Source organism: Coprococcus sp. TF11-13 (genome assembly GCF_003481085.1).
Classification (GTDB): Bacteria; Bacillota; Clostridia; order Lachnospirales; family Lachnospiraceae; genus Coprococcus; species Coprococcus aceti.
Window position 1 is genome coordinate 178,938 of record NZ_QUKK01000002.1, and the last position, 26,149, is coordinate 205,086.

The following is a 26,149-nucleotide window of genomic DNA, read 5'->3' on the forward strand; positions in this document are numbered from 1 at the left end:
TAGATTAATGGCAGACACGATCCGGTAAGTATATGCAGCGAAAAATCAGATCGTGGTAAGCCGGAAAGAAGGGCAACATGGGTAAACAGACAAAGAAAAAGAAAAGCACAGGAGCGGCAAAGGAGATATTTGCAAAGCCCCCAGGAAGGCTCGGCAAATGGAATGTGATAGCATTTGTCGTGCTGGTCATAGGAGAGCTTATATACTATTATGCGGCAACACCGGCGATCAACATACAGAGTACAAGTTTCTGGGTGTGGATGGTCATTTCAGTTGCGCTTGTTGGCTTTTGTACGCTTGATTTCACGGTGGAGAGTAATGATACCAGAAGTGTCGCAACGAAAGCAACGAAACCGGCAGCATGGATAGTAGTAATAATGATAGCGGTCGGACTCATTATGGTGGCGGCGTCATCCAAGCTGTTTTGTGCATCAAAGTATGCAAGTCTCATCAATATAGAGGATGGGGACTTCCAGACGGATATCCCGGAGAGCAGGCAGATAAATGACATTGCACTGATGGATACAAGCACAGCGAGGATCATAGGTGAGAGAGCCGTCGGTTCACTCTCGGATGTGGTCAGCCAGTATGAGGTCAGCGGCAATTACAGCACTATAGATTACAATGGCGCGCCGATGAAGGTTGCAGCACTCAACTATGCGGGATTCATCAAATATATGAACAACAGGAAGAACGGAATCCCGGGTTATGTTCTTGTGGATCCTGTAAAGAATGAGGCACACTATATACAGACTGAAAAGCCTATAGTGTATTCACCTTCAGCGTATTTCAACAAGAACCTGTACAGACATGTCCAGATGGCTTATCCGACATATATATTTGAAGGTTTCTATCTGGAGCTCAATGACGATGGCAATCCGTATTACATCTGTCCGGTTCTTGAGTCGCATGCAGGACTCTTCGGTGCAAAGGATGTAAAGGGTGTGGTTATATGTGATCCGTGCACGGGCGATACAGAGTATCATGAAGTCAGTGATGTTCCACACTGGGTGGACCGTGTATATGATGGCGACCTGGTGTGCCAGAAATACGACTGGTACGGCGAACTCTCAGGCGGCTACTGGAACAGCGTATTTGGCAATAAGGGTTGCAAGAGGACTACGGATGATTATGGTTACAAGGTTATGGACGGCGATGTGTGGGTATATACAGGTGTCACATCGGTAAATGGTGACGAGTCCAACATAGGATTTGCCCTGATGAATCTCCGGACAGGAGAGAGCAAATATTACAAAGTAGCAGGTGCAGAGGAATACTCAGCCATGTCATCGGCAGAGGGACAGGTACAGCATCTTGGTTATAAGGCATCCTTCCCATCACTCATCAATATCAGCGGAATACCAACCTACATCATGGTCTTAAAGGACAACGGTGGCCTGGTAAAGATGTATGCGCTTGTCGATGTGGAGAAGTACAATATTGTAGCTACAGGCACTACCCAGAAGGACGCACTTGCGGCATACAACAAGCTGCTGGCAGAGAACGGACTTAAGAGCACGCAGAGCATGACGGACGATATACCAAACAGACAGATCACGGTAGCTGATATCAAATATATCAACATGGATGAGACGACATATGTGTATATCACGGATGAAAATGGCAATGTATACAAGCAGGATTTCTCAGAGAACGAGGAACTGATATTTATACAGAGCGGGGATAAAATAAAAGTATTTTATCAGGAATCAGCCAACGGAATAAATGACATAATATCTGTTGAGAGATAGATTTATTCACTAAATAAAGGCTCTCCCTGTGATAAACAGGGGGAGCTTTTTGCATGATAATGTGGTATTATAGAAATATCTTATTGAGAATAAATCTATATAACTGATTAATTATGATTGACAAGGAGGTTATTATCATGGATAAAAAGGCGATCTACAGTTTATCATACGGGATTTTCATGTTGTCCACAAAGCTGGGCGACAAGGCAAATGGCTGCATCATCAACACCTGTATACAGGTGGCGAACAATCCAACGCGGGTTGCGATATCGGTTCTCAACACGAATTACACATGTGATCTGCTCAAGGAGAGTGGTGTGTTTGCCCTCAGTGTACTTGACGAGCAGTGTACATTTGACTCGATAAAGCACTTCGGTTTCCAGTCGGGAAGAGACGTGGACAAAACCTCCGGAATAAAGATGCCGGAGGATGTCAACGGAATCCCTTACATGGGCTGGTATGCCTGCGCGGTTATCAGTGGCAAGGTAGTTGAGAGCCATGATCTCGGAACGCACACGTTGTTCATCGCGGAGGTGGTTGATGCAAAGATGCTGTCAGACAAGGCTCCTCTCACATATGCTGATTATCAGGCACATGTAAAGCCAAAGGCAGACAAGCCTCCTAAGACAGATAAGAAGATAGTGGGATGGCGCTGCAAGATATGTAACTATGTATATGAAGGAAGTGAGCTCCCGGCAGATTATGTATGTCCTCTGTGTGGACACGGAGCAGACGACTTTGAACCTATATATGAGTAATGTAAGATATGCCGTTATCGGCAAGAAATGAACGGTTTCAAATCTTGAAAAAGTTGATTTCTTGCCGGTAACGGCATATACTATCTATATACAAAACACTGTGCAGATGATAAAAGCCCATTGCGTAAAAGGAGGGATTTTCATGGGTTATATTTCAGTTGCAGCGACTGCAAAAAAATGGAATGTGTCAGAACGAACCGTTAGAAATTACTGCGCTCATGATAAGATTCCTGGGGCTTTTCTGACGGGAAAGACGTGGAATATACCGGATTCTGCGCAGAAACCAATGCGTCAATCTGCGGGAGAAGAGAACCGGGATCTGCTGACTGTGCTGAGAGAAGAGAAAAAAAATGGAATTAAAGGTGGCATTTATCATAAGATACAGGTGGATCTCACTTACAATTCCAATCATATAGAGGGCAGCAGGCTCAGTCATGATCAGACACGGTATATATATGAGACAAATACTATAGGCGTGAGTGATCAGACGATAAATGTTGACGATATAGTCGAGACGACCAATCATTTCAGGTGTATAGATCTGGTGATCGATGATGCAAAGAACTTATTAAGTGAGAAAATGATAAAGGAGCTGCATTTGATTCTCAAGAATGGAACTCAGGACTCACGAAAAGAATGGTTTGCGGTGGGAGATTACAAGAAAGTTCCGAATGAGGTGGGCGGTCATGATACGGCTTTGCCGGAAGAAGTTCCAGAGAAAATGAAAAATCTCCTTGCAAGATACCGCAAGCTCAATGAAAAGACACTAGATGATATTCTGGATTTTCACCATGAATTTGAAAGTATTCATCCGTTTCAAGATGGCAATGGCAGGGTTGGCAGGCTGATATTGTTCAAGGAGTGCCTGAAATATGATATAGTTCCATTTATCATAGATGAAGATCTCAAATGGTATTACTATAGAGGACTTTCAGAATGGAATAGAGAAAGAGGATATCTGCGGGATACCTGCCTTACTGCGCAGGATAAGTTTAAAAAGTACCTGGACTATTTCAGGATACAGCACAGAGATTAAAATAATGGAGGAAATTATGGACAGAGAAAGAATGATGAAGAACGTAGCAGAGATATTCAGCCGCGGTGCGGTGGAGAAGAATCTTCCGGCATGGGTAAATATGCGCCACGCCTGGAAAGCAAGTGATGCGGCGAGAGACAGAGGGCTTGAATATCCGGCAAATGTTGTACAGATAAAGAATCTGGATTACAAAAAGGAGCTTGATGAGGTCCGTTTCAATGATCTGATTGAAATATGGAACAAAGGTGTAGAGAGGAACATTATATTCTTTGCCGATTCCGGGGATGCCGCAGACGTGGATTCTGCAAGCTATACATCTAACAGCTACATGGATCTCTGCGTTCCAATATCGTATATGACAGATGAAAACAGAAAATATCCGGTGATAGTGAGCGTGCATGGCGGAGGTTGGTTCTATGGTGACAAGGAACTGTACAGCCACTATTGCTGCCTTCTTGCGGAGCACGGGTACGTGGTGGTGAACTTTAACTATAGATTGTCACCGCAGAACAAATATCCTGCGGCCATAGAGGATGTGGCGTATCTCATTCGGTATATCCATGAGAATGCGCAGACACTTGGAATAGACATTGATAATTTCTATATGGTCGGTGATTCGGCGGGGGCACAGCTCACGGCAAATTATTGCATCATAGCATCAAACAGCGATTACAGGGCAAAGCTTGATTTCTTCACATATGATCTACTGCCTAAGAAGGTATGCCTTAACTGTGGTGCATACAAGATGGCAGAAAGAAATGACAATATATCCGCATGGTATCTGAGAAATGATGTGGATGATGACCAGAATAGTGACGGAAAAACAAGTTCACACGACAAAGCTGAAAAATGTGAAAGTAAGAAAATAAGCCAGGCATATGCTGTGGCTGAGGAACAATACAAGCTGTTTATGGATCAGCTTGATTATGTAAATGCTGAGTTTCCGGAGGCGTATCTCATGTACAGTGTAAATGATGATCTGGCATCACATACAAAAGCGTTGGATGAGGTGCTGAACAAAGTTGGAGTTGCACATATCACAAAAGCGTATGGACAGAACAATCCTGATAGCGGCCATGTATTCCATATGAATATGTACAATCCAGAGGGAATACTCTGTAACGAGGATGAGTGTGCATTTATGAAATAAAAAAACTGTTTGACAACACGACATCAGAATGCTATCCTAAAAATCAGATAAAGGCAAAGACAGGAAGGAGTACTTAAGTCACTGTCACTTCAGAGAGTAGGCGTTTGGTGCGAGCCTATAGGACACCTTAAGGAAGCAGTCCCCGAGCTGTGACCGCGAAAGTTTTCCGGGTAGTGGTCAACGGAAGGTTCCACGTTATAGGAACAACGATAGTGATGGCTGTCGGCTGAGAGCAGGAATAAGTTCCTGAATTTAGGTGGTAACACGGACAAGAAAGTTCGCCCTAAGCATATTATAAGTATGCTTAGGGCTTTTATTTTGCGTTTTCAGGGTGACAAGCGGCTGCGATGCGCGAGCTTGCTCGCGGGCATCGGCAGACAATTGTCACCCGCGCGCGACATGAAACACGAGGCCCGGTAGGGCGGAGTGTGAATGTCGTGCAGAGATTACGGGAGCATCGAAGATGCGGAGTAATCTCGAAGAAAACGCAAAGGAAAGCCGGAAAGCAAGCGGCTGCGATGCGCGAGCTTGCTCGCGGGCATCGGCAGATGCGGAGTAATCTCGAAGAAAACGCAAGTTAAAACCAACAATCAGCAAACACAGACAACAAGGGATCAAGAGATATAAAGGAGTGTGTATCATGAGAAAATTCGAAAAATCATCAAAGCTTGACAATGTGTGTTACGACATAAGAGGTCCTGTTATGGACGAGGCAAACAGAATGGTGGCTGAAGGGGTAAATGTCCTTAAACTGAACATAGGAAATCCTGCACCGCACGGACTTATGGCACCTGATGAAGTTGTAAGGGATATGGCATATAACCTCAGAGATACCGAGGGATATTCGGATTCAAAGGGACTTTTCTCTGCAAGAAAGGCGATCATGCAGTATTGCCAGCTGAAGAATATTCCAAATGTGGGAATCGATGACATATATACAGGAAATGGAGTCAGCGAACTTATCACCATGTCCATGCAGGGACTGCTTGATTCGGGAGATGAGATACTTGTCCCGATGCCTGACTATCCGTTGTGGACGGCTTCTGTTAACCTGGCAGGAGGAACAGCGGTTCATTATCTTTGTGATGAGCAGTCCAACTGGTATCCGGATATAGAAGATATCAAGAAAAAGATAACATCAAGAACAAAAGGAATCGTAGTCATCAACCCTAACAACCCTACAGGAGCTCTCTATCCAAAGGAGGTTCTTGAGCAGATAGTTCAGGTTGCAAGGGAGAATGAGCTTATCCTTTTTGCTGATGAGATATATGACAGACTTGTCATGGATGATAAAGAGCATGTGGCTCTGGCTTCACTGGCACCTGACCTTTTCACCATAAGCTTTAACGGACTGAGCAAGTCTCACCGAGTTGCAGGTTACAGAGTTGGCTGGATGTGTCTGTGTGGAAACAAGAGCAATGTGAAGGGATACATAGAGGGACTTAACCTCCTGTCATCCATGAGACTTTGCTCGAATGTTCCTGCTCAGAGTATAGTTCAGACCTGTCTTGGAGGCTACCAGAGTGCAGATGAGCTGCTTCTGCCTGGAGGAAGGATCTATGATCAGAGAGAGTATATTTATAAAGCACTCTGTGATATACCGGGAATAAGTGTGGTTAAGCCGGAGGCAGCGTTCTACATATTCCCGAAACTTGACAAGGAGAAGTTCAACATCACAAATGATGAACAGTTCGCTCTTGATCTTTTGAGGGATAAGCACATCCTCGTCACATGTGGAACGGGATTTAACTGGAAGGATCCGGATCACTTCAGAATAGTATATCTTCCGAATATGGAGATACTCAAGGCAGCAACAGCAAAGCTGGCTGATTTCCTGAGCTATTACCACCAGTAAAAGAAATTATATAACAAGGCTGTATCTGAGAAGCTGCCAGTGGCATGTATTTTAGAAATATGAATACATATGTGCTATTGCAATACAGATACAGTCTTGTTTTTATATTATTTGGTTGAGTGGAATGATGCAAGTTACAGCATATAAGCAGTTTTGCGGGTCTATTATGCAGAAACCATTATATTTTTCTACAGAATTTTTTACATTTTTCAGACCATATCCATGGATAAAGTCAAAATCATTGTCTGAAGAATGTTTTTTCGAAGCATTATAAGAATTTTCAACATAAATGGTGAATGTATTTCTTATAGTTTGTAGCTTGACTGTAATTACCGCATTTTCAACATCATTACATGCGGTTATGGCATTGTCGAAAAGATTACCTAAAACTATAGTCAGGTCATAATCTGTAAGAGGTATCTGAGTAGTACTCAGTTTTATACTTGTATCAAGAGTTATATGGTATTTGTCAGCCACTTCTTTCAGGTTACTCACAAATGAATCTATTACCAGGTTGCCTGTGTTTATAGAACAGTATCTGGATTTGAGATCGTTTAAAGTATCATTAGTATAAGGAATGACTGCGTCATAATTTTTATTTTTTATACAATTTTGTATATATATAAAGTGTTTATTTGTATCATGCATAAAACTGCGGAGACTTTTATAAGCCTCTCCAAGTTGAACGTATTTGTTTTGTTGGAATTCAATCTGTCTTGATAATTGTTCTGTTTGCGCTTGTAATTCTTCCTTTTTAGATATTTCATTGATCAGGAAGAAATTAACAATATTTATAGTAAGCAGTAAATTTATAAGATTGCTATAAGCTCGAGGATTTGTCTTGTTAAAGGCAAATATATCAGGGGTTATTAAAATTATGAGAGATATGACAGGAATTACCACAATAGCTGAAATATCAATAATTGACAGTGATATATGAATCTTTCTAAATATAATTGTAACAAGCAGAACAAATATGAGACAATAAAAATCAGAAAGAGAAAAAACAGAATTGAAAACGGCAACAGGGATTGTGTCGTTTTCAATATTTGTTGCAAGAAAGCGATTTATAGTTGAATATGACATATTTTCGCATAGCATAGTAATTGTCACAAAGGAAATAGATGTAAATAATCTTGATGTGATTGTGGCAGTAAATAAAAGTGAAAGAATGGTAGTTAATAAAAAGGAAAGAGAAACTCTCATAACAGTTGCTTTCATGGATACATCTCCGGAAAGTGGGAGAACAATAATATTTTGTAGCATTTCAACTCCCCAGATTATAAAAATACCAAAAATAAAGTTATAATTAAATCGTCTTTTGTCGTTGAATATAACATAAAAAAATATATACATATCTGCACTGTATAAAAGCGTTGGCATAATATCAAAAATAATGTCCATTGTATTTACCCTTTCATATCTGAGATGATTTGCTTTGCAAAAAAAGTTCTGAATTTTTTTAGGTTTCTTCTAGAAATATTGATTACGTCTCCATTATCAAGACCTAACAACTTATCGTTAAAGTGGGTTATATGCTTTGTATTTACCAGAGTGCTTTGATTGGTTAAAATAAATCCATGTTCAGCAAGAGAGGTTGCCAATGATGATAACGCTCCACGACCAATTATTTGAGAATCGCGTAGTGTATAAATAAGATGGAGTTTTTGGCTCTTGCTTGTACGAATGTAGATTACATCATTCACATTTACAAGAAGTTTTTCATTATATGTATCTACTACTATGCGTATATTGTTCTTGCTTTGCATATATGTTAAAAGGTCAGACATAATATTTTGAAAAATATTGTAGGAAACAGGTTTTATAAGATATTGAAAAGGATGAACCTGAAAGCTATCATGCATATAGCTTGGATATGAAGTCACAAATACAATGTATACATCATCTGAATATTTTTTCCTTATATGTTTGGAAATCTCTAAACCATCCATATTTGGCATATCAATGTCAAGAAATACAATGTTGTATTTGTTTGTTTCAAATGAAGACAAAAATTTAGAACTGTCTGTAAAAGTGTGAATTTCACAGTCGATATCAAATTGTATTTGATATGAAATCAAGTATTTTTTTATTGAATAAATTGATGATACTTCATCGTCACAAATTGCTATATTAATATTTTTAAGAGACATTTTTTATATTCCTTATATATCCTGCAAGTAAACTTAATGTACATATTAACACACACAATGTAATAGTTTGTGTATGCTGATTGGATTTATTGTACCATAATATAAGTTGGATTCCACATATTAATATTACGGTAATCCTGGCTTTCTTTTGTAGACTGATTTTGTCTGAGATGTTAAATCTTTTATTTTCTGTATCAACAGGTGAAACTATCATAATTATGGCAATGCAGACAAAAAATATGATTGCTTGAATAGTTTCTGAATGTTCAAATGATAATTGTGGAAATAATACCACAATTATCATGATTCCATATGACAAGATGGTGCATCGCAAAGGTGTTGATGCGTGATAGCCACCTGCAAAATAGCGCAATGGCATAGTTATTATTATGAATAGAACAGATGTAATTAATCTATGAAAAATAATCCCTGTGGCAAGTGTTATAAGGTCAAAAATAATTTCTTCAAATACACATGAGAAAAGGTAGGAATATATATTTCTTTCTTTATCTGTAATTATTTTTTCTTTGATAAGGTAATTAGAAATCTTCAAACATATATAATTAATCATAAAATACTCTCCCTAATATTGATATCAAATGAGTAAAGTTAATGATAGCACGAGTGATGTATGTAGCAATAGGAATGGAGTAAACGGTCAAAATTAAGGAGTATGTGGTAATAAATTACCGTTCACTCCTTAATTTTGACCAATTAGTCCATTTTGAAAAAATAGTCGAAAAATGCATTTATAATAACCTTATAAACATAGTTGTCGATTGTATAGCAGTAGAAAGGAGGATATGCTTATGAGGAAGTTTAAGAGAATGATTGTATGCGTGATGACAGCGGTAATGACGATATCATGTATGCCTGGGGTGAGTGCACTTGCGGGGGAGAGCGAGACCACAATGGCAGAAGAGCTAGCTGTAGAAAATAATAGTGTTGCAAGAGCGGTTGCATCATATTATTATGACTATGATTGCACTAGTTATACTAAAGTAGGACATGTAACAACGGCAGGTACAACTATGACACTGATATATAATGCTTCAACGAAAGGAAAAGTGAAAATAACAGTAAAGGATTCCAGTGGAAATATTAAAAAGAATGTACTAAAAATATAGCTCCGTCATAATTTGACGGGGCTAATTGTGTATAGCGGGGGGGACATATGAAAACAAACTTATTTCTGATAACAAAATACTGGAGATATCATAAAAAGCAGTTTGCGAGCATGCTTACCTCGATAGTGATATTAACGGCTTTCCTGTTGATTGCACTTTTGATGGAGAGAACAGAATGTAGACGGCAGTATGATGACAAGCTGCGGGGAAGTAGTAAGACATTTTACCTGTATAGCAATCTTGGCAGTGATGCATATGAGGAGATGTCACAAGACAAAAGGGTCAGCATGATCGGGCGTACGGCTATATGTGGAAAGCTGGGAAATGACAAAACACAGTATACATATGGTACATATATTGACGATACGGCAGAGGAGCTTGAGTATGTAAAGCTTTCGTCGGGAAGATTCCCTGAAAAAACCGGGGAGGCAGCAGTGTACGATTATGTGTTGGAGGATATGTTTTTTACTGTTGATCCTGACTCGTATGTTGGAAAGGAAGTAACATTTGACAGTTACGATTTGGATGATACATATCTGTTGAGAACAGGTAGACATGTGGGACAGATTACGTTTACTATCACAGGTGTATTGTGTACAGACAGCAGAAGAGATCTTAAGGAGAACAGAGTAGACTGGGGATCTGACCTTTCGGAAGTACAGATGCCAACTATATATCTGTGGCGGGATGACTGTGATTTGGATGAGAATACATTCGTATATACCGCTGTCTCACTGTATGGTGATGACGAGATAACAGAGCAGTCGGAGAGCGCTATGGAAGAGTTTGCGCAGGATTATTATGACAAAACTGGAATATGGCCAAGATCCGGCCGCAGCAGATCGGCTGCAGAAGATATCTGCAACATTACCCTTGGAAACGAGAAGCTTAACAGCGAAAGTTATCTGTCGGACTCTGTCCAGGGAATACTATATTTCAGTGTTATTGCTGTGATCTTGTCGGCTATATCCCTGTTTGGCGTGATGATAACTGTTATGAGCGAGAGGCAGAAATCCCTGGATATCGTGAGAGATATAGGAGCCAGCCGGATGAAAGTGGCTTGGATACATATATTGGAATGGGGAATCCTGCTGGTTTCAGGAGTGATATGCGGTGGAGTCGTTGGAATCACTGTATATGAGGTCATACTCGAGATTCAAAGTCGTTTTCTGAGGCTGCCTAAATTGCGCGGTTATACAGTGGAGTGGTGTGTACAGCAGATTACAGAAAATCCATTTGTAATCTCTGTTGTGTGTGCAACAGGTACATTTACTCTTGGATATTTACTTTTTTATATATACCTTCATATAAAATCAAGAAGACTTATAAGAAGAGATCGTGTGAGATCATTCGGGAGAATCAAATCGGTGGTTTCCGGTATTCCATTTGCAAATATAATGCAGATGTTGTCTGTTGCCCTGATCCTGTTTGCGGCGGTGATGTGCTACGCATTCTGCTCTATGGACGGCAAGGGAAAAGGATATTTTCACAATGATGATCTGGACAGAGACACATATTATACATATGGACAATTGGATATGGAAACCAGTGATGTAGATATATGCCTTTATGATCAGGGGTCGGGGATTACTGGTGGAGTATTGCTTACAGATACAGGACTTACTGAGGATGGGCGCAAGAGCATTGCGGATATGAACGAAGTAAAGTCAATAGAGAGTTTCTCCACAAACGATGGCTTTGATATATTTTATGATAGAAATGACGAGGATATTCCGGATGGATTGTGGCAGGCGGAGGTCCAGTTTCCGGAAGATACAGAAGAATTCTATCATGCAGACGATAGATTTTATTTCAACGTTCCAGCGATATGGCTGGATGATAACGGAATGAGAAAGCTGGATAAATATGTAAAAGAGGGGTCAATAGGTACCCATGAAAATGGTGTGGCGTGTGTTGAATATGAATATGACGGAATGACCGCGGAGTCGCCATATAAGATAGGCGATGTAATGCATACAATGACAGTGAACGGAAAAGGCGAATACAAGGAGACTGTTGAAATCGTGGATGCGATAATCGTGATCCCAGAGACCACAAAGGAGAGCGATCCGATATTGTACGCAGGTCTTGACAGAGCTTCACAGTATGGATATGCAATAGTAGCTTCACAGGACACAGCAGTCAGTATTGGGATGTTTAAGACATGTTATGACGTTACATATATATCTCTAAGCAACAGGGGAGATATTGATAGAGTTGTATCCAGGTTTGCTGACATATTGGACTCTTCAATGGAACTCAGGATACGAACGATAGATGAGTGTGATAAGGAGTATCGTGAGGCATATATATCACAGTATGCGAGCACAATATGTCTGTTCTTTATTCTTCTTATCATGGCGGCATGGGGATATTGGGAACTTGTCACCATGCGTTACCAGAATGGCAGGCGGAACGTGGCGATCATGCGGGCTCTTGGAATGGAGAAGCACTCATGGAACATGACGTTTATATGGTATAACATAAGAAATGCCCTGGTATCATGTGCTGTCGGAGCCGGTATGGTGTATGGCATGAGATGGCTTTTGCGCTACAAGTACGAACAGGCGCTAAACATGTTCAACTGGCCGGAGACAGATTTATGGAACGTCGATGCAGATGTTATAAAAGAGGTAACGAGACTCCAGCATGTATTTCTATTCGACAGCGAGATATTTGTTGTCCCTGTGGGAAGAGCGTTGGTACTGATAGGAACATTCCTTGTTGTGATTTCGACGATTATTACGGTGCTGGTCATTCATAAGAAGAAATCGGAAGAGATAATTGATGATCTGGCTGAAAAAGAGTAAGGGGGACGATGCATATGATTCAGATAAAGGATTTAAATAAGACGTATGGTGAAGGAACAAATGCTGTTCATGCACTTCGCAACTGTAACGTGGAATTTGAGTATGGAAAATTTACGGCGATTATAGGAACATCAGGCAGTGGAAAGTCAACATTGCTGCATCTGATGGGCGGACTGGATACAAAGGCAGAAGGAGAGATATTCTATGATGATGAAGATATACTCAGATATTCAGATGCACAGCTTGCAAAATTCCGCAGAAAAAATATAGGTTTCGTATTCCAGTTCTTCAATCTGGTGCCAGAGCTGACAGCAAAGGAAAATATATTCCTGCCAATGATGATAGATAAGGTTAAGGTAGATGAGGAGTACTTTGATAAGCTTACTGAAAAACTTGGAATTTCAGAGAGACTGACACATTATCCGTCACAGTTGTCCGGTGGACAGCAGCAGAGGGTTGCGATAGCCAGAGCGCTCATACACAAACCAAAAGTGTTGCTCTGCGATGAACCTACCGGAAATCTGGACTCTCAATCAGGAAAAGAAGTCCTGAGACTGCTTAGAGAACTGCAGAGTGAAGATAGACAGACTATAATTATGGTTACTCACGATGGAAATATAGCAGATCAGGCCGATCGTATCGTAAGGATAGAAGATGGACAGATAAAATGTGTATAATATTCACACAATTATATACATAAAAGACAAATTGATGGTAAAACGCAACAACAATGACAATAAAATTAATAAATTGTCAAAAAATATGTTGACGATTTGCCTTGCATCATGTATAATAAAGGTACATTAAAGAACGGCCATTTGAAAAAGATACAGATGGCACACCATAGATTGTCACCCGTGACACGTAACATGTACGAAGTTATCTCAGAGATTTATAGAATCGTGAAAAAGACTTTACACATGGTGCGCAGGAAACAGAGATCCGTGGTACAAGTTCACGAAAGGAGGAGGTTCCGTTGGAGACAATTGAAGAACATTTTTATCATGATGGTAACTCAGAACTGGGAAGTTGTTTCCACACGAGATGCCTTTAAGATAAATCTTGAATCAGTCCACATGTAGATGCTGTATATAGCATGATTGAAGTGCCAGGACGCAGGTATTTGATACCAGATTTGATCCATCGTGATTGTTCAAAACACAAGATATGAGTGGTGTTTCAAGGGCATCAGGTCATATCACATACCGCAAGACCAGTGCTTATAAGAGGTTGGTACATATACAAGTTCATGCAGTGCATGTTATGAGTAGATGCAATTCGTACCCTGATAGTTTATATTCCGGTAAGTTTAATCTCTAGGCACAACGAATTTTTTCATAGATATTTATAATATAGTGGAAGAATCAATGGCATGTGTGGAAACATTCAGATATTTTGATTAGATACTTCAATATTTAAAAAATGAATAAACTAATATAAAGCCAGTTGGTATTATGCCAGCTGGCTTTTTTATGTATTAATTACAACGTGTGTTAAACCACTGATTACCCGCTCTGCGAGCAGTAACAATCCGTGCGGCAACAAGAAACTAATATTAATTGCAAATAACTTAAATTATTGACTAATATGACGTGCAAAAGCAATAAAAAACAACTTAAATATTCGGTAATTAATGACATGTTCAACAATTAAAAAATGAGTTAATATAAGTATATGTATAAATATTAATCACGAATTAGGCTGTTCGTGGTGAGTAAAGTGGAGGAATATCACAAAAAAGAAAGGGTAAGGAATATGGTGAGATTTAGAACAAGACTTGTTGCTGTGACATGTGCAGTTGCAATGGTTGGCTCATTCTGGGGAAGTGCAGGGGCAATAGTCTCAGCTGATGCATCAGAGCCGTCTGCGGAAATGGCGTGGAGCATCACTACAGACAAACTGGTATTTGACACTGGCGCAGATGCCAAGTGGACAGATAAAATTTATGCCAGCAATGATGAAGGTACATACCCAGAGTTAGGCAGGATCGATGATGTGTCTGTGGGTAAAAAGGCTGTGCTCACGGCAAATGTAACACTTAATGGAGATTTTTCAGGATTGGATGGTGCGGAGGCTGCTGACGGAACGTATAATGTGATCCAGCTTTCCTGTGCGATCAAGACTGGCGATGGATGGACATACACCAAGTCTGATGATTATCCATTCCTTAAAGCGGAAAATTTTACAGATGGCAAGACACAGGTATCATTTGCATTTGATGTGGAGGATACAGGAGCTGTGAACGAGATAATATTCCAGTACAATTCAAACTCTGCATATACTGGAACAATATCAATATCTGATGTAGAGATTCAGAGTGATGATTCAGGAGAGGAGCCTGATGGTGGAGAAGAGCCAGGTGGCGGATCATCAGCAACAGGAAATGTGACAGGTGTGGCAGCACCTTCGATCACAGACAATACAGTATGGAGCAGTTCAGATGCGGTTCTCACATTTGACGCTGCTTCAGATACGACATGGAAGGATAAGGCGTACGCCAGCAATGACAGCGCTACATATGCCGACATGGCGAGAATAGAGGGTGCAACTGTAGGTGAAAAGGCGAAACTCACAGCTACGGTTTCACTTGATGGCGATATATCAGGCCTTGACGGTGCTGAGGCGTCAGACGGATCATATAATGCGATCCAGCTTGCTTGCGCTATCAAGGCAGGCGACAGCTGGACATATGTCAAGTCAGATGACTACCCATTCTTAAAGAGTGAGAACTTTACAGATGGCAAGTGTAGCGTAGAGTTCAACTTTAACGGAGTGGATGCAGGCGATGTTCAGGAGATCGTATTCCAGTACAATGCAAACTCAGCATTTACAGGAAAGGTTCTCATTGGCGGTGTTGCAGTTGACAAGGTAGAGAGTGGCAAGAAGCCGACAACATCAGAGACTGAGGCTGGAAATTTTGCAGATGCAAGCCTTGTGTTTGACACAGCGAGCGATGCAAAGTGGACAGACAAGGCATTTGCCAGCAATGATACAGGAAGCTATACAGATATTCCTACAGTAGACAATGTCAAAGTTGGAGCAAAGGCAAAGCTCACAGCTACAGTTACACTTGATGCAGATGCAACGGGACTTGATGGTGCCGAGGCGTCGGACGGGTCATATAACGCGATACAGCTTGCATGTGCCATGAAGACTGGAGACAGCTGGGATTACGTCAAGTCAGGCGACTATCCGTTTATCAAGGCTGAAAACTTTGTCGATGGCAAGTGCGATATATCATTTGCATTTGATGTATCAGAGGTGGGAAATGTACAGGAGATCGTATTCCAGTACAATTCCAACTCAGCATATGCCGGCAAGATCACAATAAGCAACGTTAAGGTACTTGATGTTAAGGAGAGCAGCGGCGGACTTGAGCAGAGAGACCCTGCAGTCATCTCAGATCTCTCATCAGTTGATGATTATGGCAAGTGGAGCACGGAGGCCGGATATGCATACAAGCACGGCGATGCAGCCAACAAGGCAGGTACTGCCAAACCTGACATATCATATGACAGTGCAAATGAGAGACTTAAGGTTTCTGTTGACTACTCAGCAGATTCAACTTCCTCATGGAGTGAGGCAAAGGTTAAGTGTGTTCCTACAGAGGCTATGGATGTGAGCCAGTACAATCAGCTCAGTGTGGATATCATCTACCCGGCAAAGCTCAAGGGAAGCAAGATCAAGTTTTTTGCAGATGGAATAATAAATAAAGATACAACCATTGACGATGATGCAGAGGATATCGGCGATGGATTAAAGAAGGCTACAGTTACTATGGGATTTACTCCGACAGATAAACCACTCACAGATGTGACAATAGGAATCATAGGAAGCAGCACAAGCTTCAAGGGCAATGTATATCTTGATAATCTTGTTCTGTCACAGGCAGATACAACAAAGAATTTTGTTGAGATAACAGAGACTCCTGGTGCTGGTTCACCAGCGGATCTTTCACAGATGCCATCATCAGTTAGAGTGAGTGATGCGAATGCTGCAGACAGTGCAAAGGCACTTGCGGCATACCTGAATACGCTCATGAACAGCGATCAGGTTCTGTTCGGACATCAGAATGATGTGAGCAGAAGCGTAAATCCACAGGCGTCACTCGGTGATGTATATGATGTGACTGGACAGGTCAGCGGTGTGTTCGGAATCGACTCACTGGCAGTTACAGGCTCGGAGGCAGGCGGTTCAGACGTGGCTTCGGCACTGGCAAACTCAGTGGCATACAGCAAGACTGCAGCGGCAAATGGTGCGATCGTGTCATTGTCAATGCATATGCCAAACTTCTCCAGCTCCAAGATAGTGAAGAACTCGGATGGAACATACAGTTTCTACGGATGTGATTTCTCAGAGTCCAAGGATCTGTCAAATGACATAGTAAAGCAGATTCTCCCAGGTGGAGAGTACAATGAGGTATTTACAGCTTACCTCGATGTGATCGCAGACTACGCATCACAGCTTCAGGCTGCAGGAATACCTATCATGATCAGACCATTCCACGAGAATACAGGAAGCTGGTTCTGGTGGGGATCAATGAACACAGCTGAGACATACAAGTCTCTCTACAGATATACCAAGGATTACATGGAGCAGAGCGGTGTACACAACCTTCTCTGGGTATACTCGCCAAACGGACCTATCACATCAGAGGCAGCTTACATGTCATACTATCCAGGCGATGAGTATGTAGATATCCTTGCATTTGACTACTACAACGATTACAATTCGTACCCTGCAGCTGCAGACAATTCTTTCTTTGACAGTCTTGATACAACATGTAATATCGTGTCATCAATAGCTGCAAAGAGGGGCAAGATACCAGCCATCGCTGAGTGCGGTGTCAGAGTCATGAAGAAGGATGGTTCAGACAACGAGGGACTTCTCGTAAAGGGTAATCCGGTTGGAACAGAGGCTTCAGGAAAGAACTGGTATCAGGAAGTCAACGACATTGCGAAGAAGAACAACATGCCATACTACCTCGTATGGGCAAACTTCGGAGATACCAACTTCTACGTTCCATATAAGTATGACGACACACATGGACAGGAGCTTATAAATGACTTCATAAAGTACTACAACGACGACTCATCAATATTTGGTGGCGATACAGGATTCTACAGTAACATGGGAACCCTTGCAGGAGTATCTGCAAATACATACACGGGCCAGATGGGTTACATGGTATATCCATTTGACAGAGATACCATCCTCAAGGCGACAACACTCAAGGCTGGTGTTAAGAATGCATCAAAGGTTCAGTTCATTATCAACAATCCTGATACAGGTGTTAAGCTTACACTCAACGCTGAGGCTGGAGCCGAGATTGCCGCTGCAGGATCAGAGCCAACACTTTACACGGCTGATCTTACAGAGAAGAATCTCAGCAAGCTTGGAAAGACAGATACAGCAACCATCACACTCCTGGCAGATGGCGAGCAGCTCGCACAGCTGTCACACATAAGCCTTGGAAAGGCCAAGGATAAGGCTCCTGCAAATGTCATCGAGGACTTCGAGTACTATTCAGGAAGCGACGGACTTCTGGATTCCACATACACATCTAACTCAGCCGCAGGATGCAGCTCAAGCTTTGTTCTTGACAAGACTCATAAGAACGGTGGCACATACGGCGGTGCGTTCAAGTATAAGCTTGAGACAAATGGATCAGAGGTGTGGACAGGAAGGATTAAGTCAGAGCTTACAAACAATGATTTCTCAAAGTATAATGCGCTTGAGATGTGGGCACAGCCGGACGGTATGGGACAGAAACTTGTGATCCAGATCACAGATGGAAGCGGCGAGGAATTTGAGGTATACCTCACAGATTTCGTAAAGGGAACAAAGGCACAGTATGTTACTATTCCATTCAGCTCATTCAAGGGTAAGAAGGGTGGTACACTCGATGCATCGGATATAGTCAAATTTGCTGTATGGTGCAACTCGATCGTGCCGGAGGATCACACTGGCAAGTGGACAGTTGACTCAACTATCTACTTTGATGGAATCCAGGCAGTGAAGCTCACAGATGATATGCTCAAGAAGAATCCAGTGGACAAGAATGGACTTATCATAACAGATAAGTCACTGGTTAAGAAGGATGAGGCAGATCCGGGTAAGGCCAATCCAACAACAGAGGCTCCAACCACAGAGAATCCAACCACAGAGGATCAGACTACCGAGGCTCCAACAACTGAGAAGCCTGGCAATGACGACAAGACAACTGAGGCTACCACAGCAGCAACAACGGATGGAAGCACAGGTGGAAATGGACAGAACGTGGTAAATACAGGAGATAAGTCACCTGTAGACGTAATGTTTGCGATAATGATAGCATCACTTATCATGGCTGGTGCAGGCTATATCGTTATCAAAAAGGATAAGAAGTAATACTCATTTTAGCCATACAAAGAGCCCCGCTGTCGGCGTTGATGAAGACCACCGGCAGTGGGGCTTTATTTGTTGGTTTATATTTGTATGCAATATCAGTTTGCAGCACGTCTCTTCTCAACAAGCTTCTCCACAGGGGTTGTGAGATACATTATGGAGAGCATCAGTGTACAGCAGAACCAGATGATAGGCTCTGTGATGGTAACTCCGAGATATCCAAGTCTTGGAGTGAGGATCATAACCGCAAGTACCTTGCCGATCAGCTCTATAGTGGATGACATGACCGGAACGATCTTCCTGCCCATTCCCTGCATTGCACATCTCAGGACGAACAGAGGACCAAGTACATAGAAGCACGTCACGCCGATCCTTACATATCTCACGGCCGGATCTATGATGGCACTGGCAGATGTACCTGCAACCAGCTTTATAAGTGCCGGGCTGAGCAGCCAGCCGAATATTATCATGACAGTGGTTATGATCGTGTTTATGATGATCGCAGCCCTCACACCCTGATGTACCCGGTCGTATCTGCCTGCGCCCATATTCTGGCTTACATATGTCGTCACGGCATTTCCTACTATATATAACATGAACATGAGGATATCAAATATCTTTCTTGCCGCTGTGTGGGCGGTTACTATATCAGTTCCGAGTCCATTGATGGCTCTCTGGAGTATGACCGTTCCGATGTTCACTATACAGCTCATAAATCCCATGGCAAGTGCGGACTGTATGAGGTCTGCCCGATCACTCTTCTCTACGGAGTATTCATCCTTCTCCGGAATCAGATACTTTGCCTTCACAAGTATATAGATCAGGGCAAGTATGCCCGCCAGCGCCTGTGATATATCGGTGGCGATGGCTGCACCCCGTACTCCCATGTCAAATGCTCTTATGAAAAGAAGATCCAGAACGATATTGAGTACAACTGATATACCGAGGAATATAAGAGGCGTCTTGCTGTCTCCGACTGCACGCAGTATGTTGGCGCACAGATTATATAATGAACAGAATATAATTCCAACGATTATGATTATAACGTAGCTTGCTGCCATATCCAGTATGTCGTCTGGTGTTTTGAGAAGTACCAGGATAGGCCTTATAAATATGAGACTCAGAACGGTCAGGACAATGGATGCCAGCAGTGTCATGATGGCCGATGCACCGATACATCTTCTCATATTGTGATAGTCCTTTGCACCGTAGTATTTGGCTATAGGGATGGCAAGCCCCATGGTTCCGCTGTTGAGGAAGCCTATTATCATATTCGAAATGACTGAGGTTGCGCCAACCGCGGCGAGTGCCTGTGAGCTTACGTAGTTGCCCACGATGGCTGAGTCTGTAAAACTGTATAACTGCTGTGCGATCTGTCCCAGTATCATAGGAACAGCAAATAACCATATGACTTTCATTGGTTTTCCGACTGTCAGATCTTTCATATATAATAACCCTCCTTATTTTTTTGCGCCTGATATTCGATTGTACAACAGTTCGCGATAAAGTCAATGTGGTTTTTGCTTAATTTTAAAGAAAAATGTTTTATTTTGTTATATAAAATGTTATGTTAAAGTGTAACGATTAAAAATTGCTTGATTGTGCATACTAACATTTGACATATATTATAGAAAGAAATGGAAAATATGGAAAAGAATAACATACAAAAAAATAAGCGTAACAGGAAGAGACATGCGGAGCTCGAGAGAATGGCGTTATACGCAGTGGGCGTCATTCTGCTGGGACTGGTCATAGGCCTTGCTGTGAAAAACTACAGACTTAAGAGTAAACTGGATAATCGTAATGAAAAGGACTCGGTTGTCACAGGAACATCGACGGACAGTGATAATACGAATGGCGATGCCTCAGTAGCAACAACAGAAAAGGCTGCGGAACTCAAGGTTCAGGGAACTGTGGAATGTACAGACATAGCGGTTCCGGAGACGGAGCAGGAAGAGAATTATAATGGTGAGGATCTGGCGGACAATGGCTGTCCGTATGCCATCAAGATAAACAGACAGGAAAATATAGTTACTATATATAAGCTGGATGCCACAGGTTATTACACCGTTCCGGTTAAAGCCATGCGCTGTTCGGTATCACCGGTGGGAGAAACTCCAGTCGGACTGTTCAACATACAGCTAAAGTGGGACTGGCTTGCACTGTTTGACAACTGTTATGGCCAGTATGTGTCACAGATAGACGGTGACACTCTGTTCCATTCCGTACCATATCTTGACACCACAAAGGATTCTCTTGAGACATGGGAATTCAACAAGCTTGGAACAGGGGCATCACTGGGATGCGTCAGACTGTGTGTTGCAGATACCAAATGGATATACGAGAACTGTGAGGCCGGAACATATGTGGATATATTTGACAGTAATTACTATGGACCACTTGGAAGACCTGTGCCGGTGACCAGACTGGATAACACTGATGAGACCGGATGGGACCCGACAGACATGGTTGAGGAGAATCCGACCGCAGGAACAGCCGTGATATACGGTGCGGAGAGCCACAGCATAAACCAGGGCGAGAACTATGACACAATGGCGGGAATATGGGCCTTCAATTCACAGCGTGAGGATGTAACGGACCAGTTGAAGGTTGAGGGAACCGTGGACAATATGAAGCTGGGGAAATATACAGTAAAGTACAGCTTTACAGATCAGGGCAAGGAGATATGGAAGAGTATCGAGATAACAGTGGAGGATGATGAAGCCCCTGTTATAACAAGGGTTCCTGTGGAGATAAAGCTGGAGAGTTACAATGGACAGGCTGATGAGCTTGCAGAGCTTGTTGCATCTTATGTGAACGCACAGGATGGTGATACACTGATAAGGACAGGAGTGGCCACAGATGGCAATGGCAAGACTCTGGATGGACAGGCACTCACAAGTCTTGGACAGGACGTTATATGCGTGGCTGTTAACAAGATGGAGTCTAAGGCGGGCAGCTATACAGTTGTGTGCTGTGCGCAGGACAGCAGCGGTAACAGATCATCCTATCACACAGTCACAGTCACCGTTGAAAAGTAGAGGTGGATCATGGCAGACAGGAAAAGTACGATTTATGATCTCGAAGCAGAGAAGATAAAGGAAAAGATAATCATATTTGCCGCCGATACAGGTGGATATACACAGAAAGAGGTCTCACTGGAGATACAGGCATCCCTGGACGAGCTCACGGAGCTCATAGACACAGCCGGAGCCGAGGTCGTGGGACGACTGGTGCAGAACAGGGACCGCATTGCAAATGACCTGTATCTGGGAAGAGGAAAGGTTGAGGAGCTCAGGGAGATGATATATGAGCTGGGCGCCACAGGAGTGTGCTGTGATGACGAGCTGTCACCGGCACAGTTGATGAACCTTCAGGACGCACTGGACATAAAGGTTATGGACAGGACAATGGTCATTCTCGATATATTTGCAGCACATGCTGGAAGCTACGAGGGCAAGCTGCAGGTGGAACTTGCACAGCTCAAGTTCAGGGCAACCAGACTTGTTGGAATGAGAGATTCGCTGTCGAGACTTGGCGGTGGAATCGGAACGAGAGGACCCGGAGAGAAGAAGCTGGAGATAGACAGACGAGTCATAAGGGACAGGATTTCCAGACTGAAGGCGGAGCTCAGGAACGTTGAATCCCAGAGAAGCCAGCAGAGAAAGCAGAGACAGAGGAGCGCTGTGCCGGTTGTGGGCATAGTCGGATACACAAATGCGGGCAAGTCGACCCTGCTGAATGCACTCACGGGGGCAGGAGTATTACAGGAAGACAAATTATTTGCGACCCTTGATCCTACGACAAGAGGATACAAGCTGCCGGGCGGACAGAATATACTGCTCACCGATACGGTCGGTTTTATAAGGAAGCTGCCGCATCATCTGGTCGAGGCTTTTGGCTCCACTCTGGAGGAGGCAAAATACTGTGATGTCATCCTTCATGTTGTGGACGCATCGGATGAAAACTGGGATAAGAACATAGAGACGGTGTACAGCACATTAAAGCAGCTCAAGATAGAAGAGAACTCGGGAAAACCTGTGATAACTGTATTCAACAAGATAGACAGAATATCAAAGGATGATCTGGTGGGTGTGCGCGATCTGAGAGCGGACAAGACTCTGTATATCTCGGCTGCCACGGGACAGGGACTCCCGGAGCTTGCCAGTGCGATAGAGGAAATACTCAGAAATCAGAAGTCATATATAAGGCATACATTTGCATATTCTGAAGCAGGACTCACAGGACTTATCCACAAATATGGTGAGATCCAGACAGAGGAATATCTGGACGATGGCATATTTATAGAGGCTTATGTTCCAAAGTCCATACTTGGAAAACTTGGCCTCAGTTTCGATGGTGAAGCTGATTTTTAGTGCCGGCAATGTGGCGTATCAGGCGTTAACGTGCCATTTCACATTGCTTACATAATATAAAGAGATAATAAAAAATGTTTACATTTTATAAGTATTTGTGTAAATTTACAGAGGAAGGATAATGGTTATTCACACAGAAAGGGAGATATTATGAGTGATAATAACATGAATCAGATGCCGGACGGAATGAATCCTAACGGCGCCGATGGTCCACAGCCATCACAGAACCAGCAGGGTGATGCGGGTCAGCAGTATAGCGCAGACCAGCAGTATGCAGGACAGTACGGTCAGCAGCAGTACGATGCAAACCAGCAGTACGCAGCAGATCAGCAGTACGCAGGACAGTACGGCCAGCAGCAGTATGGAGCGAACCAGCAGTACGCAGGACAGTACGGTCAGCAGCAGTATGGAGCGAACCAGCAGTACGCAGGACAGTACGGCCAGCAGCAGTATGGAGCAAACCAGCAGTACGCAGGACAGTACGGCCAGCAGCAGTATGGAGCGAACCAGCAGTACGCAGGACAGTATGGCCAGCAGCAGTACGATGCAAATCAGCAGTTTGCGGGTCAGCAGTTTGCAGATCAGTACGGTCAGCAGATGAATGCACAGCAGAGTGTATATGATCAGACCGTGAACATGTATGGTGATCAGGCGCACAAGCCTGAGTCTCCAAAGAAGAGAAAGGGTATCAAGATAGCCATAATAGCAGTTGTGGCAGCGCTTGTTATCATAGCAGCACTTGTTGTTGTATTCTTCGTGTTCATCAAGAAGAGCCCTAAGGATGCGGTCAAGGATGCGATGGAGAACACAGCAAAGGAACTTGAGAACAATAATATTGCAGGTATCGTCGGAGCAGATGACATAGATGTCGACAAGCTGGACGTTCAGTCAGATTTTACCATCGACAAGGTTGCCGGAGATGGTCAGCTCGACGGTTCAACATTTACATTTGACGCAAGCACAGCCAAGAGCGACGGACAGAACAGCTTCAAGCTTGGTTCTTCCATGACACTGGCAGGCGAGACAGTCAGTGCGGATGTTGTAATGATCGGTCAGACGCTCTATATGTCATGTCCTGATCTCTTTACCAAGACATTTTCATTTGACATGAACAGTGTTATGGCAGAGCTCGACAGCAAGGATGCGGGAGCCGGCGGTTCAGTTGACAGCGAGGCTCTTCAGAAGATCATAGATGAGGATCTCAAGCCGGCTGCAGATAAGCTTGCAGAGTCCATAACATATGAGAAGGTCGGCAAGGATGAGTTTACAAATGCAAATGGCAAGACTATCAAGGCAGACCACTACACAGTGACAATCACAACAGACGCTATAGATGAGTTCTCACAGGCACTGGTTGACTGTCTGAACAAGTACATGGACAGTAATCTGTCAGATGATATGATGGATCAGATGGGTGTTACAAAGGATCAGCTCAAGCAGTCCATCGGCACTATTCCATCTCTGGTCAGCGCAGTAATGACAAAGGATGCCGTTGCAAATGTATACGTAGAAAACGACAAGGTGATCCGTGTTGACTGGGATTATGATCTTGCAGCAGCAGGCGTTAAGATTTCATTCACAGCAGATTACATGGGTGACGGAAATGTCACATCAGATGCTGTAACAAAGATAGCACTTACATACGGTTCAGATGTAAATATAGAGCTCAAGAGTGAGTCAAAGACTGACACATCAGGAGATAAGATATCAACTGACAAGAAGTACACATTATCAGCAATGAGCGGCGGAGAGAGCCAGGAGTTCACAGGAAATGTGACATCAGACTATGACAAGAACAGCGGTAAGATGAGTGGAAGCATATCTGTTGATGTACAGGGGGAGACTGCTCAGGCTGTATTTGAGGGTGTCCTTGCAGATGTCAAGAAGGGCGAGTCATTCAGCATAAATGATGCAAAGCTCACAGTTACAGTATCAGGCGAGGATGTTCTTCAGTGCTCAGGAAATCTCAAGGTAGCAGAGAAGGACAACAAGATAGAGGCTCCTGCAGCAGGAGATGTGGTTGATTACTCAGTTCTCAACAGTGATGATGTAGATCAGTACATCAACATGGATAAGATGGAAAAGATTGTATCAGCATGGAGCGAGATATTTGACTCAGTAAGTGTTGACGGCAGACTTGACGGAAAGTTCGGCACCGACTCAAAGGATACTGGGGAGGAAGAGCCTGAGACAACAGAGGCAGCTACAACAGAGGAAGCAACCACAGAGAAGTCAAATGACAGCACAGAGGAGGAAGACCTTTCAAAGGTTACATTAAGCCTTGGCGATAAGTCAGTAAAGATCAATGATCCAAAGGGATACGAGAGAAGCTATGCTTCAGAGTATACCATATCTTATAATGATGAGAAGGGCGATGTATATGCAAGCTATTCTACATATACACACTATTCAGCAAGTGATCTTGTGAAGAACATGAAGGATACTTACACAGAGTATTACAACGATGAGAACTCCAAGGTCAACGAGATGACAGATGGCACAGTGAAGGCAAAGGATGGCACAGAGGTAACATATCTTGTGATACAGCTCACATCATATGATATGGACAGAACAGAGGTGCTGTTGGTATATCCTACAGGCGAGGATGTAGTCACATGTTCTATCAGCTACTGGGATAAGGTCGACAAGGTTGACGCGCAGAAGCTGTGTGAGACATTCATGGATGCAATTGAGATAAAGTAATAGCTGTACAACGTGCAGGGAAAATGTGAAAAAGGCAGGAGGC

The 26,149-nt window shown here is 42.9% G+C and carries 16 protein-coding genes and 1 other annotated feature; of the genes, 12 read left to right on the top strand and 4 right to left on the bottom strand.

What is annotated here, in order from left to right; genetic code table 11:
* The first annotated feature begins 77 nt into the window (after positions 1-77).
* The 5 genes from DXD11_RS05420 (at position 78) to DXD11_RS05440 (ending at position 6,550) form a co-directional block, all read left to right on the top strand.
* Positions 78-1,751 (top strand): hypothetical protein, encoded by a 1,674-nt coding sequence (locus DXD11_RS05420; protein ID WP_118757928.1) that lies wholly within the window; start codon positions 78-80, stop codon positions 1,749-1,751.
* A gap of 137 nt (positions 1,752-1,888) precedes the next feature.
* A complete protein-coding gene (locus tag DXD11_RS05425) occupies positions 1,889-2,509 on the top strand; it encodes a flavin reductase (RefSeq protein ID WP_117875314.1) in 621 nt (206 codons plus the stop codon).
* Between the two features lie 142 nt (positions 2,510-2,651).
* Positions 2,652-3,545, top strand: coding sequence for a Fic family protein (locus DXD11_RS05430; protein WP_118757929.1), 894 nt, complete (start codon positions 2,652-2,654; stop codon positions 3,543-3,545).
* Positions 3,546-3,561: 16 nt separating this feature from the next.
* Positions 3,562-4,695 carry an alpha/beta hydrolase gene (locus tag DXD11_RS05435; protein WP_118757930.1) on the top strand — a complete coding sequence of 378 codons (1,134 nt, stop codon included), beginning with the start codon at positions 3,562-3,564 and terminating at the stop codon, positions 4,693-4,695.
* A gap of 47 nt (positions 4,696-4,742) precedes the next feature.
* Positions 4,743-4,984: a binding site (T-box leader), on the top strand.
* 351 nt (positions 4,985-5,335) lie between these two features.
* Complete coding sequence (locus tag DXD11_RS05440) at positions 5,336-6,550, top strand: aminotransferase class I/II-fold pyridoxal phosphate-dependent enzyme (RefSeq protein WP_055146066.1); 1,215 nt, start codon at positions 5,336-5,338, stop codon at positions 6,548-6,550.
* Positions 6,551-6,652: 102 nt separating this feature from the next.
* On the opposite strand, the gene DXD11_RS05445 is transcribed toward DXD11_RS05440, so the two are convergent.
* The 3 genes from DXD11_RS05445 to DXD11_RS05455 are packed head-to-tail and all read right to left on the bottom strand — an operon-like array spanning position 6,653 to position 9,274.
* Positions 6,653-7,954 (bottom strand): sensor histidine kinase, encoded by a 1,302-nt coding sequence (locus DXD11_RS05445; protein WP_117549854.1) that lies wholly within the window; start codon positions 7,952-7,954, stop codon positions 6,653-6,655.
* Between the two features lie 5 nt (positions 7,955-7,959).
* Positions 7,960-8,703, bottom strand: a complete 744-nt coding sequence (locus DXD11_RS05450) for a LytR/AlgR family response regulator transcription factor (RefSeq protein ID WP_118757931.1) — start codon at positions 8,701-8,703, stop codon at positions 7,960-7,962.
* Positions 8,693-9,274, bottom strand: coding sequence for an accessory gene regulator ArgB-like protein (locus tag DXD11_RS05455; protein ID WP_117549850.1), 582 nt, complete (start codon positions 9,272-9,274; stop codon positions 8,693-8,695). The genes DXD11_RS05450 and DXD11_RS05455 overlap by 11 nt, the downstream gene beginning before the upstream one ends.
* 238 nt (positions 9,275-9,512) lie before the next feature.
* On the opposite strand from DXD11_RS05455, the gene DXD11_RS05460 reads away from it, so the two are divergent.
* From DXD11_RS05460 to DXD11_RS05475, 4 genes are all read left to right on the top strand, one after another.
* On the top strand, positions 9,513-9,830 hold the full coding sequence (locus DXD11_RS05460; RefSeq protein ID WP_118757932.1) for a hypothetical protein: 318 nt from the start codon (positions 9,513-9,515) through the stop codon (positions 9,828-9,830).
* A gap of 47 nt (positions 9,831-9,877) precedes the next feature.
* Positions 9,878-12,640: an FtsX-like permease family protein gene (locus DXD11_RS05465; protein ID WP_118757933.1), complete on the top strand. Its 2,763-nt coding sequence runs from the start codon at positions 9,878-9,880 to the stop codon at positions 12,638-12,640.
* A gap of 8 nt (positions 12,641-12,648) precedes the next feature.
* A complete protein-coding gene (locus DXD11_RS05470) occupies positions 12,649-13,317 on the top strand; it encodes an ABC transporter ATP-binding protein (protein WP_119999387.1) in 669 nt (222 codons plus the stop codon).
* Between the two features lie 1,078 nt (positions 13,318-14,395).
* Positions 14,396-19,030, top strand: coding sequence for a glycosyl hydrolase (locus DXD11_RS05475; protein ID WP_118757935.1), 4,635 nt, complete (start codon positions 14,396-14,398; stop codon positions 19,028-19,030).
* A 95-nt stretch (positions 19,031-19,125) separates the two neighbouring features.
* On the opposite strand, the gene DXD11_RS05480 is transcribed toward DXD11_RS05475, so the two are convergent.
* The gene (locus DXD11_RS05480) at positions 19,126-20,472 is read right to left on the bottom strand and encodes an MATE family efflux transporter (RefSeq protein WP_118757936.1); all 1,347 of its coding nucleotides are present in this window, start codon (positions 20,470-20,472) and stop codon (positions 19,126-19,128) included.
* A 201-nt stretch (positions 20,473-20,673) separates the two neighbouring features.
* On the opposite strand from DXD11_RS05480, the gene DXD11_RS05485 reads away from it, so the two are divergent.
* From DXD11_RS05485 to DXD11_RS05495, 3 genes are all read left to right on the top strand, one after another.
* Positions 20,674-22,068 carry a L,D-transpeptidase family protein gene (locus tag DXD11_RS05485; RefSeq protein WP_118757937.1) on the top strand — a complete coding sequence of 465 codons (1,395 nt, stop codon included), beginning with the start codon at positions 20,674-20,676 and terminating at the stop codon, positions 22,066-22,068.
* 9 nt (positions 22,069-22,077) lie between these two features.
* Positions 22,078-23,403, top strand: a complete 1,326-nt coding sequence (hflX, locus tag DXD11_RS05490) for a GTPase HflX (RefSeq protein WP_117875320.1) — start codon at positions 22,078-22,080, stop codon at positions 23,401-23,403.
* A gap of 150 nt (positions 23,404-23,553) precedes the next feature.
* Positions 23,554-26,106: a hypothetical protein gene (locus DXD11_RS05495; protein ID WP_118757938.1), complete on the top strand. Its 2,553-nt coding sequence runs from the start codon at positions 23,554-23,556 to the stop codon at positions 26,104-26,106.
* The last annotated feature ends 43 nt before the right edge of the window (positions 26,107-26,149 follow it).